The sequence below is a fragment of the Pseudomonas mercuritolerans genome (assembly GCF_025706525.1).
Classification (GTDB): Bacteria; Pseudomonadota; Gammaproteobacteria; order Pseudomonadales; family Pseudomonadaceae; genus Aquipseudomonas; species Aquipseudomonas mercuritolerans.
Window position 1 is genome coordinate 176,601 of record NZ_JAMSHA010000006.1, and the last position, 14,801, is coordinate 191,401.

Sequence of the window (14,801 nt, forward strand, 5' to 3'; positions counted from 1 at the left end):
GAATTTGGCACGGGGCTGCGGTTACACACAGAGCCATCCGCGCGGGCAGTAAAAAGCGGAAAAAATCGCTGGGCATTATAAGCACTTTTCCGTCGGAGGCGTCATTGGCGCTTCTGTCAAGACGGGGGTGAAGGAACGCAATGCGTATTACAGAGTCCGTAACTCACGGAAAGTCATAGGGAATTGGTAGTGCTGGGACTCTTCAATAAAAAGACCAATGCGTTACTGGGGATCGACATCAGCTCCACGTCGGTGAAGCTGCTGGAACTGAGCCGTCAGGGCGAGCGCTACCGGGTCGAGGCCTACGCGGTGGAGCCGTTGCCGGCGAACGCTGTGGTCGAAAAGAACATCGCCGAACTCGAGGGCGTTGGCCAGGCACTGAGCCGCCTGCTGGTCAAGGCGCGTACCGGGGTCAAGAGCGTGGCGGTGGCAGTGGCGGGTTCGGCGGTGATCACCAAGGTCATCGAGATGGACGCCGGGCTGTCCGACGACGAACTGGAAAACCAGCTCAAGATCGAGGCCGACCAATACATTCCTTATCCGCTGGACGAAGTCGCCATCGACTTTGAAGTCCAAGGCGTCTCGCCGCGCAACCCGGAACGGGTCAACGTGCTGCTCGCCGCCTGTCGCAAGGAAAACGTCGAGGTACGAGAAGCGGCGCTGGCGCTCGCCGGCCTGACCGCGCGGGTGGTGGATGTCGAGGCCTACGCCCTCGAGCGCTCGTTCGGCCTGCTGGCGACGCATCTGGCGGCCTCCCAGGAGCGCCTGACCGTGGCGGTGGTCGACATTGGCGCGACCATGACCACCCTCAGCGTCCTGCACAACGGCAAGATCATTTACACCCGCGAGCAATTGTTCGGCGGACGCCAGCTCACCGAAGAGATCCAGCGCCGCTACGGCCTGACCATCGAACAGGCGGGGCTGGCGAAAAAGCAGGGCGGGCTGCCTGACGATTACGTCAGCGAGGTCTTGCAGCCATTTCGCGAGGCGCTGGTGCAGCAAGTCTCGCGTTCGCTGCAGTTCTTCTTCGCCTCCGGCCAGTACAACGCGGTCGACCATATCCTGCTGGCCGGCGGCACCGCCTCGGTACCCGGCCTGGACCGTCTGATCGAACAGCGTCTGGACACGCCGACGCAGGTCGCCAACCCGTTCGCCGACATGGCCTTGGGCAGCAAGGTCAACGCGGGAGCGCTGGCCAGCGACGCGCCAGCCTTGATGATTGCCTGCGGGCTCGCGCTCAGGAGTTTCGACTGATGGCGCGGATCAACCTTCTCCCCTGGCGCGAGGAGCGCCGCGAAGAACGGCGCAAGCGCTTTCTGCTGGTCCTGATCGGCGTGCTGGCCGGCTCGATCGGCGCGGTGCTGATTGCTGACCAGATCATCACTGCGGCCATCGAGCGGCAAATGGCGCGCAACGATTACATCGGCAAACAGATTGCCGTGGTCGACGAACGCATCAAGCAGATCAGCGAGCTCAAGGCGCGCCGCCAGCAATTGGTCGAGCGCATGCGCATCATCCAGGACCTGCAGGGCAACCGGCAGATCAGCGGGCGAATCTTCGATCAGTTGGCACGCACGTTGCCGGACGGCGTGTATTTCACCGATGTGAAAATGGCCGGCAAGACCCTGTCCATCAGTGGCGCGGCGGAGTCGAACAACCGGGTCTCCGAGCTGATGCGCAATCTCGATGCGTCCGACTGGTTCGACGCGCCGAGCCTGAATGAGGTCAAGGCCACCAGCGCCGATCAGGTAGAGCAGGCCAACATCTTCCAGCTGACCGTTCGTCAGACCCAGCCCAAGGTTGTGGAGGACGAGCAATGAAAGCCTCCGAGTGGCTGCAGGGCCTGCGCAACATCGATTTCAACGACCTCGACACCAGCAACATCGGCTCCTGGCCACCGGCAGTGAAAACCCTGTGCGGTGCGCTGGTGATGGTGTTGATCCTCGCGCTTGGCTATTACTTCTTTATCAGCGATATGGAAAATCAGCTCGACCTCAAGCGCGAAGAAGAAATCACCCTCAAGGAACAATTCGCCAGCAAGGCGCGGCTGTCGGCGAACCTTGAGCTCTATACCCAGCAAATGAAGGAAATGGAAAACACCTTCGGCGTGCTGCTGCGGCAATTGCCCAGCGACACCGAAGTGCCGGGCCTGCTCGAAGATATCACCCGCACTGGTCTGGGCAGCGGCCTGGAATTCGAGGAAATCAAGCTGCTGCCGGAAGTGACCCAGCCGTTCTACATCGAACTGCCGATCCAGATCACCGTAACCGGTGCCTATCACGACCTCGCGACCTTCGTCAGCGGCGTCGCCGGCCTGCCACGGATTGTCACTCTGCACGATTTCGAACTGGCTCCGGCCAATCCCGAGGGCGGGACGAAGCTGCGCATGAGTATTCTTGCCAAGACGTACCGCTATAACGACAAGGGGCTGGAGAAATGACCCCGATTCGTTATCTCGTCCTGCCCATGATGCTTGCGTTGAGCGGCTGCGGTGGCGGCGATGACTTCAGCGACCTCGATGCTTACCTCAACGAAGTGCGCCTGCGCCCGGCGGGCAAGATTGAACCAACGCCGACATTCCGGTCTTACCCCACATTCACTTACAGCGCCGCCAACCTGCGCAGTCCGTTTTCGCGGCAGGCGCGGGTCGATCTGGCCGGGCAGAAGCATGGGTCGCGCAACGTCAAACCCGACCCCAACCGCGTCAAGCAATACCTTGAAGGGTTCAATATCGAGCAGTTCGAAATGGTTGGCACGATCGCCAATGCCTCGGGCTCGTTCGCGCTGCTGCGCGGCGCAGGCGGGGTGCATCGTCTCAAGGTCGGCGACTACCTGGGCCGCAACGACGGCCGCATCGTCGCCATCAGCGCGACCCAGGTCGATGTCGTCGAGATCGTGCCCGACGGCGCCGGCGCCTGGCTGGAGCGGCCGCGCACCATTCCTTTGAAAGAGCACTCATAGTGGAAGTCGAACAATGAACAGGATTTTCTCCACCCTCGGTTTTTCGCTATGGATAGCGCTGGTGTCACCGATGGTAATGGCGGCCAGTCTGAAAGCGCTGGATGTTGCCGCGCTGCCGGGTGACCGTGTCGAACTGAAGCTGTCGTTCGACGGACCGCCACCGCAGCCCAAGGGCTACACCACCGAATCGCCGGCGCGTATTGCACTGGATCTGCCGGGCGTGACCAGCCAGTTGGCCAACAGGAATCTTGATCTGGGCAGCGGCAACGCGCGCACGGCCACGGTGGCCGAAGCCAAGGATCGCACGCGTCTGATTGTCAGCCTGACGCAATTGGCGCCGTACAGCACGCGGGTCGAGGGCAATAATCTGTTTGTGGTGGTCGGTCAGGGCGCTTCCGCGACTGCGCCGCGCCCGGCTGCCGTTGCACCGCGTGCCGCCACGGCCGCTGCCGCACCTGCCAGACCAGCCGCGCAACGCAGCAGGGCGATTCGCGGCGTCGATTTCCAGCGCGGCACCGAGGGCGAGGGCAACGTAGTCATCGACCTCTCTGATCCGACCATCGCCCCGGATATCCAGGAGCACGATGGCAAGATCATCCTCAGCTTCGCCCGCACGCAATTACCGGAAAAGCTGCGCGTGCGCCTGGACGTCAAGGACTTCGCCACGCCGGTGCAGTTCGTCAACGCCGCGCTCACCGGCGATCGCACCGTCATCAGCGTCGAGCCCAGCGGCACCTTCGACTACTCCACGTTTCAGACCGACAACAAGCTCACCGTCAGCGTGCGGCCGATGAGCATCGACGACCTGCAAAAGCGCAACGCCGACCGTCAGGCCTATGTCGGCGACAAGCTCTCGCTGAATTTTCAGGACATCGACGTGCGCTCGGTGCTGCAACTGATCGCGGACTTCACCAACCTCAACCTCGTAGCAAGCGATACGGTGCAGGGCGGTATCACCTTGCGCCTGCAGAACGTGCCGTGGGATCAGGCGCTGGATCTGGTGTTGAAAACCAAGGGCCTGGACAAGCGCAAGATCGGCAATGTGCTGCTGGTCGCGCCGGCCGATGAAATTGCCGCTCGCGAGCGTCAGGAACTGGAATCGCAGAAGCAGATCGCCGAGCTGGCGCCCCTGCGTCGCGAGTTGCTGCAAGTCAATTACGCCAAGGCAGCGGACATCGCCAAGTTGTTCCAGTCGGTGACCAGTGCCGAGGCGAAGGTCGACGAGCGCGGTTCGATTACCGTCGATGAGCGAACCAACAACATCATTGCCTACCAGACCCAGGATCGCCTCGACGAACTCCGGCGGATCGTCGCGCAGCTGGATATTCCGGTACGCCAGGTGATGATCGAGGCGCGCATCGTTGAGGCCAACGTCGACTACGACAAGAGCCTGGGCGTGCGCTGGGGCGGTTCGGTGCAGAACAAGGGCAACTGGAACGCCTCCGGGGTCAATGGCTCGTCGAGCACCATCGGTACGCCGGGCAGTACCGGCACCAACTCGCCGTTCGTCGACATGGGCACGGTCAATAACACTTCGGGGATCGGCATCGCATTCATCACCGACAACGTGCTGCTGGATCTCGAACTGACGGCGATGGAAAAGACCGGCAACGGTGAAATCGTCTCGCAGCCGAAGGTGGTCACCTCGGACAAGGAAACCGCAAAAATCCTCAAAGGCACCGAGATTCCCTATCAGGAGGCCAGCTCCAGCGGCGCGACCTCGGTGTCGTTCAAGGAGGCCTCGCTGTCGCTGGAAGTCACTCCGCAGATCACCCCGGACAACCGCATCATCATGGAGGTCAAGGTCACCAAGGATGAGCCGGACTACCTGAACAAAGTGCAGGATGTGCCGCCGATCAAGAAAAACGAGGTCAACGCCAAAGTGCTGGTAAATGACGGCGAGACCATCGTAATCGGCGGTGTTTTTTCAAATACTCAAAGCAAGGTCGTAGATAAGGTGCCATTTCTTGGCGATGTGCCGTATCTTGGCCGCCTTTTCCGGCGTGATGTGGTTTCGGAGAAAAAATCCGAGCTGCTGGTATTTCTCACTCCGCGTATCATGAATAACCAGGCGATTGCTGTGAGTCGTTGATTCTGTGCGAAATTTGATACTTGTAGGACCGATGGGTGCTGGCAAAAGCACCATCGGCCGATTGCTGGCCAAAGAGCTGCGCCTGCCGTTCAAGGATTCCGACAAGGAAATTGAGCTGCGCACGGGTGCCAATATCCCATGGATCTTCGACAAGGAAGGCGAGCCCGGCTTTCGTGACCGTGAGCAGGCGATGATCGCCGAGCTATGCGCGTTCGATGGCGTGGTGCTGGCGACCGGCGGCGGCGCAGTGATGCGTGATGCCAATCGCAAGGCCCTGCATGAAGGCGGGCGCGTGGTGTATCTGCACGCCTCCGTCGAGCAGCAGGTCGGCCGCACCTCCCGTGATCGCAATCGGCCGCTGCTGCGTACCGCCGATCCGGCGAAAACCCTGCGCGACCTGCTCGAGATCCGTGATCCGCTTTATCGGGAAATTGCCGATCTGGTGGTGGAAACCGACGAGCGGCCGCCACGCATGGTGGTGCTCGACATTCTCGACCGCCTCGCGCAGTTGCCGCCCCGTTAAAGCATCGTCCGAAATGCGCTATCCTCGGCGTCCTGTCAGCGTCCGCCGAGGGTGTGGCGGATGCCGGGCGAGCGGCGTCATACCGCTACAGGCCGCAGAACACCAATAATTTCAGGGCAGGATGCCTGCTTCCATCTTCACTGTGGGGACACATGCAGACACTCAAGGTCGATCTAGGCGAGCGCAGCTACCCGATTCATATTGGCGAAGGTCTGTTGGATCAGCCGGAACTGCTGGCGCCGCATATCCACGGGCGGCAGGTGGCAATCATCTCCAACGAAACCGTCGCGCCGCTCTATCTCGAACGTCTGACCCGCAGCCTTGCGCAGTTCTCGGTGATCTCGGTGGTGTTGCCTGATGGCGAAGCCTTCAAGAACTGGGAAACCCTGCAACTGATTTTCGATGGTCTGCTGACCGCCCGTCATGACCGCCGCACCACCGTGATCGCCTTGGGCGGCGGGGTGATCGGCGACATGGCCGGTTTCGCGGCCGCCTGTTATCAGCGCGGTGTCGATTTCATTCAGATTCCTACCACGCTGTTGTCGCAGGTCGACTCCTCGGTCGGCGGCAAGACCGGCATCAACCATCCGCTGGGCAAGAACATGGTCGGCGCGTTCTATCAGCCGAACGTGGTGCTGATCGATACCGCATCGCTGAAAACCCTGCCGCAGCGCGAGTTGTCGGCGGGCCTGGCGGAAGTCATCAAGTACGGCCTGATCTGCGACGAGCCGTTCCTGACCTGGCTCGAGGAAAACGTCGATGCCCTGCGTGCGCTGGATCAGACCGCGCTGACCTATGCGATCGAGCGTTCCTGCGCGGCCAAGGCTGCGGTGGTCGGTGCCGATGAAAAGGAAACCGGCGTGCGCGCCACGCTCAACCTCGGCCACACCTTCGGCCACGCCATCGAAACCCACATGGGCTATGGTGTCTGGCTGCATGGCGAGGCGGTGGCGGCGGGCACGGTGATGGCGCTGGAAATGTCCGCGCGCCTGGGCTGGATCAGCGAGCAGGAGCGTGATCGCGGCATTCGTCTGTTCCAGCGTGCCGGCTTGCCGGTCGTTCCGCCTGAAGAGATGAGCGAAGCCGATTTTCTCCAACACATGGCAATTGATAAAAAAGTGATCGACGGTCGTCTGCGCCTGGTGCTGCTGCGCCGGATGGGCGAAGCGGTAGTGACCGACGATTATCCGAAAGAGGTTCTACAGGCCACGCTGGGAGCGGATTACCGCGCCCTGGCTCAGCTTAAAGGTTAAAACGATTCCGATGACTAGTTTGCATGCCGACGAGGCGTTTCTCGGCCATTTCCAGTTAAGTCACGACCCGTTCGCGCCACGGGTGCCGGGCTTCAAATTCTTCCCGGCCCAGCGCAAACCGGTGCTGGGTCAACTGCATCACCTGGCGCGCTACAGCCAGTTGCTGCTGGTGGTCACCGGCCCGCAAGGCAGCGGCAAGACCCTGCTGCGGCAGGCGCTCGTTGCCAGTACCAACAAGCAATCGGTGCAAAGCGTGGTGGTTTCCGCCCGTGGCGCCGGTGATGCGGCCGGCGTGCTGCGCCAGGTGGCGCAGGCGCTGGATGTCGCTCAGGCAGAGGTCGGTGCGATTCTCGAGCAGGTGGTGCAACTGGGTCTGACCGGGCAGGAAGTCTATCTGCTGGTGGACGATGCCGAGCAGCTCGACGAGTCCGCGCTGGAAGCGTTGATGGCGCTCGGCGCCGGCACGCCGGAAGGTCGTCCGCATGTGTTCCTGTTCGGCGAGTCGTCGCTGATCGCTCAGCTCGAGGCGTTGCAGCTCGAAGAAGAGCGTTTCCATGTCATCGAATTGCAGCCGTACACCGAAGAAGAGACCCGCGAATATCTCGACCAGCGGCTGGAAGGCGCGGGTCGGGGTGTCGAACTTTTCACCGCAGATCAGATCTCTGATATTCACGAAAGCTCCGAGGGCTGGCCAGGCAACATCAACCAGGTCGCTCGCGATGCACTGATCGAAGTCATGATTGCCAGCCGCTCCGCGGTCAAGCGTCCAAGTATGGGGTTCAACATGCCGAAGAAACACGTATTGGCGATTTCCGCCGTCGTTGTGGTCGCGGTTGCCGCCGCCTGGCTGATGCCGGGTCGCAGCAAGGCACCGACCACCGGTGCTCCGGCCAATGAACAGGCGCAACTGCCATTGGGTCAGGGCGCAGCGAATGGCGCCAACCCGTCCGTCGAATTCGCCGGCAACACCCAGCCGATGCCGCTGCCATTGGTCGGCAACTCGCAGCCGGTCATGCGTGGCCCGCTGGCGGAAGCCGCCGGTGGCATCACCGAAGGCGACGACGGCGTGCCGCTGGAAGGCTCCAGCGATACGCCGCCGACCGTAACCACCTCCGCGCCGCCTGCTGGCGTTCCGGCCGGTCCTGCGCCGACACCGGTCCCGACCCCTGCCGCCAAACCGGCACCAACCCCGGCGCCGACGCAGATCGCCACAGCCAAGCCTGCTCCGGCCACTCCGGCGCCAGCCGCGAAACCGGCTCCTGCTCCGGCCAAGCCTGCCGACAAGCCAGTCACCGTGGCCAAAGCCGCCGGTGGCAGCTGGTACGCCGGTCAGCCGACCAGCAACTACGTGGTGCAGATCCTCGGTACCAGCTCGGAAACCGCCGCGCAGAACTTCGTCAAGGAGCAGGGCGGCGAGTACCGTTATTTCAAGAAAGTCCTCAACGGCAAGCCGCTTTACGTGATCACCTACGGCAACTTCGCCAATCGTGATGCGGCCGTTTCTGCCATCAAGGCCTTGCCAGCGAAGGTTCAGGCTGGTAAACCTTGGCCTCGCACTGTCGCCAGCGTCCAACAGGAACTGGCAACAACTCGCTGAAGATTCGGCGGCCTTACCCAGGCCGCCTCTCCCGGCACCTCAAAATCTCCATAAGTGCGCGCTTTCTGAAAAGGATGCGTGCCTTGTGGTGTCTGCGTCACAGTAGTTTTTGAGTCGTTGCGGTCAGAATTTAAAAAAGTTTTGACTAGCACAGCAGATCGTTTTAAACCTTTCACAAATGCGACATGAATTTGCGACAGTTCGTCGTCAAATTTGTGAGCCTCTGTGTCGCTGTGTACAATGACCACCCTTTTGCCCCCGCTAAGCCGGCGTACGTTCGGCGCGGATCGCAAGTGGTTGAATTGAAAAGAAATTTGCCTCGAATAGAGGCAGCCTGGTGAGAAAGTGTCTATGAAAGCAGGTCTGTACCAACCAGATGAATTCAAGGATAACTGCGGTTTCGGCCTGATAGCTCATATGCAGGGCGAGCCCAGTCATACCCTTTTGCAAACGGCCATCGAGGCCCTGACCTGCATGACCCACCGCGGTGGGATTAATGCCGACGGCAAGACCGGTGACGGTTGCGGTCTGCTGATTCAAAAACCCGACGCCTTCCTGCGAGCCATTGCCCGGGAAAGCTTCGGCGTCGAAATGCCCAAGCAATATGCCGTGGGCATGGTGTTCTTCAATCAGGATCCGGCCAAGGCCGAAGCCGCTCGCGAGAACATGAACCGCGAGATCCTCGCCGAAGGCCTGCAACTGATCGGCTGGCGCAAAGTGCCGATCGACACCAGCGTCCTCGGCCGCCTCGCCCTTGAACGCCTGCCGCAGATCGAGCAGGTCTACATCGGCGGCGAAGGCCTGAGCGATCAGGACATGGCCGTGAAGCTGTTCAGCGCCCGTCGCCGTTCGTCGGTGGCCAACGCCGCTGACACCGACCACTACATCTGCAGCTTTTCGCACAAGACCATCATCTATAAAGGCCTGATGATGCCGGCCGACCTGGCCGCGTTCTATCCAGACCTGAGTGACGAGCGCCTGCAAACCGCAATCTGCGTGTTCCACCAGCGCTTCTCTACCAACACCCTGCCGAAATGGCCGCTGGCGCAGCCGTTCCGCTTCCTCGCCCACAACGGCGAGATCAACACCATCACCGGTAACCGCAACTGGGCGCAGGCCCGGCGGACCAAGTTCACCAACGATCTGATGGATCTGGAAGAACTCGGCCCGCTGGTCAACCGTGTCGGTTCCGACTCCTCGAGCATGGACAACATGCTCGAACTGATGGTCACCGGTGGCATCGACCTGTTCCGTGGCGTGCGCATGATCATTCCGCCTGCGTGGCAGAACGTCGAAACCATGGACCCGGATCTGCGTGCGTTCTACGAGTACAACTCGATGCACATGGAGCCGTGGGACGGCCCGGCCGGCGTGGTAATGACCGACGGTCGCTACGCGGTGTGCCTGCTCGACCGTAACGGTCTGCGCCCGGCGCGCTGGGTCACCACCAAGAACGGTTTCATCACTCTCGCCTCGGAAATCGGCGTGTGGAACTACCAGCCTGAAGACGTGCTCGCCAAGGGTCGCGTCGGCCCTGGCCAGATCTTCGCTGTGGACACCGAGACCGGGCAGATCCTCGATACCGATGCGATCGACAACCGTCTGAAATCCCGTCATCCGTACAAGCAATGGCTGCGCAAGAATGCCCTGCGCATTCAGGCGACCATGGAAGACAACGACCACGGTTCGGCTTTCTACGACGTCGATCAGCTCAAGCAGTACATGAAGATGTATCAGGTCACGTTCGAGGAGCGTGATCAGGTGCTGCGTCCGCTCGGCGAGCAAGGCTACGAAGCCGTGGGCTCGATGGGCGACGACACGCCAATGGCCGTGCTGTCCCAGCGTGTACGCACGCCGTACGACTATTTCCGTCAGCAGTTCGCGCAGGTCACCAACCCGCCGATCGACCCGCTGCGTGAAGCGATCGTGATGTCGCTGGAAATCTGCCTCGGTGCCGAGCGCAACATTTTCCAGGAGTCGCCGGAACACGCCTCGCGCGTGATCCTCAGCTCGCCAGTGATCTCGCCGGCCAAGTGGCGCTCGCTGATGAACCTCGACCGTCCGGGTTTCGAACGGGCGATCATCGACCTCAACTACGACGAAAGCCTCGGCCTCGAAGCGGCGATCCGCAACGTTGCCGATCAGGCTGAAGAAGCCGTGCGCGCGGGGCGTACCCAGATCGTCCTGAGCGACCGCCATATCGCCCCGGGCAAGCTGCCGATCCACGCTTCGCTGGCGACCGGTGCCGTGCACCACCGCCTGACCGAGAAAGGCCTGCGTTGCGATTCCAACATCCTCGTTGAATCCGCGACCGCCCGTGACCCGCACCACTTCGCCGTGCTGATCGGTTTCGGCGCCTCGGCGGTCTATCCGTTCCTGGCCTACGAAGTGCTGGGTGACCTGATCCGTACCGGTGAAGTACTGGGCGACCTCTATGAGGTGTTCAAGAACTACCGTAAGGGCATCACCAAAGGCCTGTTGAAGATCCTGTCGAAGATGGGTATCTCGACCATCGCTTCGTACCGTGGTGCGCAGCTGTTCGAAGCCATCGGCCTGTCCGAAGAAGTCTGCGAGCTGAGCTTCCGTGGGGTGCCAAGCCGCATCAAGGGCGCGCGTTTCGTCGACATCGAAGCCGAGCAGAAAGCCCTCGCCGTCGAAGCCTGGAGTCCGCGCAAGCCGATCCAGCAGGGCGGTCTGCTGAAGTTCGTCCACGGTGGCGAATATCACGCCTACAACCCGGACGTGGTCAACACTCTGCAAGCCGCTGTGCAGCAGGGCGACTACGCCAAGTTCAAGGAATACACCTCGCTGGTGGACAACCGTCCGGTGTCGATGATTCGCGACCTGTTCAAGGTCAAGACCCTCGACACGCCACTGGACATCAGTGAAGTCGAGCCGCTGGAGTCGGTGCTCAAGCGCTTCGACTCCGCCGGCATCTCGCTGGGCGCACTGTCGCCGGAAGCTCACGAAGCCCTGGCCGAAGCCATGAACCGCCTCGGCGCGCGTTCCAACTCCGGCGAAGGTGGTGAAGATCCGGCGCGTTACGGCACCATCAAGAGCTCGAAAATCAAGCAGGTTGCGACTGGCCGTTTTGGTGTAACTCCGGAATACCTGGTCAACGCTGAAGTGCTGCAGATCAAGGTCGCGCAGGGCGCCAAGCCGGGCGAGGGCGGGCAGCTGCCGGGCGGCAAGGTCAACGGGCTGATCGCCAAGCTGCGTTACGCAGTGCCGGGTGTGACCCTGATTTCGCCCCCGCCGCACCACGACATCTATTCGATCGAAGACTTGTCGCAACTGATCTTTGACCTCAAGCAGGTCAACCCGCAGGCGCTGGTTTCGGTGAAACTCGTAGCTGAAGCGGGCGTTGGCACCATCGCCGCCGGTGTGGCCAAGGCCTATGCGGACTTGATCACCATTTCCGGCTACGACGGTGGCACCGGTGCTTCGCCGCTGACCTCGATCAAATACGCAGGCGCACCGTGGGAACTCGGCCTGGCTGAAACTCACCAAACCCTGCGCGGCAACGACCTGCGCGGCAAAGTCCGGGTGCAGACCGACGGTGGCCTGAAAACCGGCCTCGACGTGATCAAGGCCGCAATCCTCGGCGCCGAGAGCTTCGGCTTCGGTACCGCGCCGATGATCGCACTGGGCTGCAAATACCTGCGCATCTGCCACCTGAACAACTGCGCCACCGGTGTCGCGACGCAGAACGAGAAACTGCGCAAGGATCACTACATCGGCACCGTCGACATGGTGGTGAATTTCTTCACCTACGTCGCCGAAGAAACCCGTGAGTGGTTGGCCAAGCTTGGCGTGCGCTCCCTCGAAGAGCTGATCGGTCGCACCGATCTGCTGGAAATCCTCGAAGGCCAGACCGCCAAGCAACATCACCTGGACCTGACCCCGCTGTTGGGCAGCGATCACATCCCGGCGGACAAACCGCAGTTCTGCGGCGTCGAGCGCAACCCGCCGTTCGACAAAGGTCTGCTGGCGGAGAAGATGGTCGAGCTGGCCGCGTCGGCGATCAACGACCTCAGCGGTGCTGAGTTTGAGCTGGATATCTGCAACTGCGACCGTTCGATCGGCGCCCGGATCTCCGGCGAAATCGCGCGCAAGCACGGCAACCAGGGTATGGCCAAGGCGCCGATCACCTTCCGTTTCAAAGGCACGGCGGGGCAGAGCTTCGGCGTGTGGAACGCCGGCGGTCTGAACATGTACCTCGAAGGCGATGCCAACGACTATGTCGGCAAAGGCATGACCGGCGGCAAGCTGGTCATCGTGCCGCCGAAGGGCAGCGTCTATAAAACTCAGGAAAGCGCCATCATCGGCAACACCTGTCTGTACGGCGCCACTGGCGGCAAGCTGTTCGCCGCCGGCACCGCAGGCGAGCGTTTCGCCGTGCGTAACTCCGGTGCCCACACCGTCGTGGAAGGCACTGGCGATCACTGCTGCGAGTACATGACCGGTGGTTTCGTCTGCGTGCTGGGCAAGACCGGTTACAACTTCGGTTCTGGCATGACCGGTGGTTTCGCCTACGTGCTCGATCAGGACAACACCTTCGTTGACCGGGTCAATCACGAACTGGTGGAGATCCAGCGGATCAGCGGCGAGGCGATGGAAGCCTACCGCAGCCACCTGCAGAACGTGCTGAACGAGTACGTCGCCGAAACCGACAGCGAGTGGGGTCGTGAACTCGCCGAGAACCTCGATGATTACGTGCGTCGTTTCTGGCTGGTCAAACCGAAGGCAGCGAGTCTGAAATCTCTGCTCTCCAGTACTCGTGCGAGTCCGCAGTAACGACGCAGCTGCAAGCCACTAGCTTCAAGCGACAAGCTGAAGCTAGTACGCGTTGTACCGGACTAATGTGATTTTCTTGCAGCTTGAAGCTTGTAGCTTGGAGCTGTCGTGTAAGAGGTTTTAGTAATGGCTGAACGTCTGAATAACGACTTCCAGTTCATCGATGTCGGGCGCAAGGATCCGAAGAAGAAACTGTTGCGTCAACGCAAGAAAGAGTTCGTTGAAATCTACGAACCGTTCAAACCCCAGCAGTCGGCCGATCAGGCCCACCGCTGCCTGGGTTGCGGCAACCCGTATTGCGAATGGAAGTGCCCGGTGCACAACTTCATTCCAAACTGGCTCAAATTGGTGGCCGAGGGTAACATCCTCCAGGCCGCCGAGTTGTCGCACCAGACCAACACCCTGCCGGAAGTCTGCGGCCGGGTGTGCCCGCAGGATCGTCTGTGCGAGGGCGCCTGCACCCTCAACGACGGCTTCGGCGCGGTGACCATCGGTTCGGTCGAGAAGTACATCACCGACACCGCATTCGCCATGGGCTGGCGCCCGGACATGTCCAAGGTCAAGCCGACCGGCAAACGTGTCGCGATCATCGGCGCAGGCCCGGCGGGTCTGGGTTGTGCCGACGTGCTGGTGCGTGGCGGCGTAACTCCGGTGGTATTCGACAAGAACCCGGAAATCGGTGGCCTGCTGACCTTCGGCATCCCCGAGTTCAAGCTGGAAAAGACCGTGCTGAGCAATCGTCGCGAAGTCTTCACCGGCATGGGCATCGAGTTCCGGCTCAACACCGAAGTCGGCAAAGACGTGACCATGGAACAACTGCTCGCCGAGTACGATGCGGTGTTCATGGGCATGGGCACCTACACCTACATGAAGGGCGGCTTTGCCGGTGAAGATCTGCCGGGCGTTTATGACGCGCTGGACTTCCTCATCGCCAACGTCAATCGCAACCTGGGCTTTGAAAAGTCGCCGGAAGATTTCGTCGACATGAAAGGCAAGAAGGTTGTGGTGCTCGGCGGCGGCGACACGGCGATGGACTGCAATCGTACCTCGATCCGTCAGGGCGCCAAGTCGGTGACCTGTGCCTATCGTCGTGACGAAGCGAACATGCCCGGCTCGCGCAAAGAGGTGAAGAACGCCAAGGAAGAAGGCGTGAAATTCCTCTACAACCGCCAGCCGATCGCCATTGTCGGTGAAGACAAGGTCGAAGGCGTGAAAGTGGTCGAGACCCGTCTCGGCGAACCGGACGCCCGTGGCCGTCGCAGCCCCGAGCCGATCCCGGGTTCCGAAGAGATCATCCCGGCCGACGCCGTGGTCATCGCTTTCGGCTTCCGCCCGAGCCCGGCACCGTGGTTCGAACAGTTCGAGATCCAGACCGACAGCCAGGGCCGTGTTGTTGCGCCTGAGCAAGGTCAGTACAAGCACCAGACCAGCAACCCGAAAATCTTCGCCGGTGGCGACATGGTGCGCGGTTCTGACCTGGTGGTGACGGCGATCTTCGAAGGGCGCAATGCGGCTGAAGGCATCCTCGATTACCTGGGTGTCTAACCCCGGCGCCTGAGCCAAACGCAATACTCCTGT

10 protein-coding genes are annotated in these 14,801 nt (G+C 61.3%); all 10 read left to right on the plus strand.

All coding sequences use genetic code 11. The annotated features are described in order from the left end of the window. Window positions 1–189: 189 nt before the first annotated feature. The 10 genes from ND528_RS18230 (at window position 190) to ND528_RS18275 (ending at window position 14,768) form a co-directional block, all read left to right on the plus strand. Window positions 190–1,254, plus strand: a complete 1,065-nt coding sequence (locus ND528_RS18230) for a pilus assembly protein PilM (RefSeq protein WP_130911780.1) — start codon at window positions 190–192, stop codon at window positions 1,252–1,254. Continuing rightward, entirely contained in the window at window positions 1,254–1,820 is a 567-nt protein-coding gene (locus tag ND528_RS18235; RefSeq protein ID WP_110602598.1) for a PilN domain-containing protein, read from the plus strand. Before ND528_RS18230 ends, ND528_RS18235 begins: the two co-directional genes overlap by 1 nt. Next, complete coding sequence (gene pilO / locus ND528_RS18240) at window positions 1,817–2,440, plus strand: type 4a pilus biogenesis protein PilO (protein ID WP_137215140.1); 624 nt, start codon at window positions 1,817–1,819, stop codon at window positions 2,438–2,440. The genes ND528_RS18235 and pilO overlap by 4 nt, the downstream gene beginning before the upstream one ends. After that, window positions 2,437–2,961, plus strand: a complete 525-nt coding sequence (locus ND528_RS18245) for a pilus assembly protein PilP (RefSeq protein WP_122611069.1) — start codon at window positions 2,437–2,439, stop codon at window positions 2,959–2,961. Before pilO ends, ND528_RS18245 begins: the two co-directional genes overlap by 4 nt. 13 nt (window positions 2,962–2,974) lie before the next feature. Further along, window positions 2,975–5,053 carry a type IV pilus secretin PilQ gene (pilQ, locus tag ND528_RS18250; protein ID WP_122611068.1) on the plus strand — a complete coding sequence of 693 codons (2,079 nt, stop codon included), beginning with the start codon at window positions 2,975–2,977 and terminating at the stop codon, window positions 5,051–5,053. 4 nt (window positions 5,054–5,057) lie between these two features. Further along, the gene (gene aroK, locus ND528_RS18255; RefSeq protein WP_024011270.1) at window positions 5,058–5,576 is read left to right on the plus strand and encodes a shikimate kinase AroK; all 519 of its coding nucleotides are present in this window, start codon (window positions 5,058–5,060) and stop codon (window positions 5,574–5,576) included. A gap of 152 nt (window positions 5,577–5,728) precedes the next feature. Next, window positions 5,729–6,829 (plus strand): 3-dehydroquinate synthase, encoded by a 1,101-nt coding sequence (gene aroB, locus ND528_RS18260; protein ID WP_263470853.1) that lies wholly within the window; start codon window positions 5,729–5,731, stop codon window positions 6,827–6,829. A 10-nt stretch (window positions 6,830–6,839) separates the two neighbouring features. After that, the gene (locus tag ND528_RS18265) at window positions 6,840–8,426 is read left to right on the plus strand and encodes an AAA family ATPase (RefSeq protein ID WP_039756683.1); all 1,587 of its coding nucleotides are present in this window, start codon (window positions 6,840–6,842) and stop codon (window positions 8,424–8,426) included. A 351-nt stretch (window positions 8,427–8,777) separates the two neighbouring features. Further along, window positions 8,778–13,223 carry a glutamate synthase large subunit gene (gene gltB, locus ND528_RS18270; protein ID WP_263470854.1) on the plus strand — a complete coding sequence of 1,482 codons (4,446 nt, stop codon included), beginning with the start codon at window positions 8,778–8,780 and terminating at the stop codon, window positions 13,221–13,223. Between the two features lie 126 nt (window positions 13,224–13,349). After that, window positions 13,350–14,768 carry an FAD-dependent oxidoreductase gene (locus tag ND528_RS18275; RefSeq protein WP_007909438.1) on the plus strand — a complete coding sequence of 473 codons (1,419 nt, stop codon included), beginning with the start codon at window positions 13,350–13,352 and terminating at the stop codon, window positions 14,766–14,768. Window positions 14,769–14,801 lie beyond the last annotated feature (33 nt).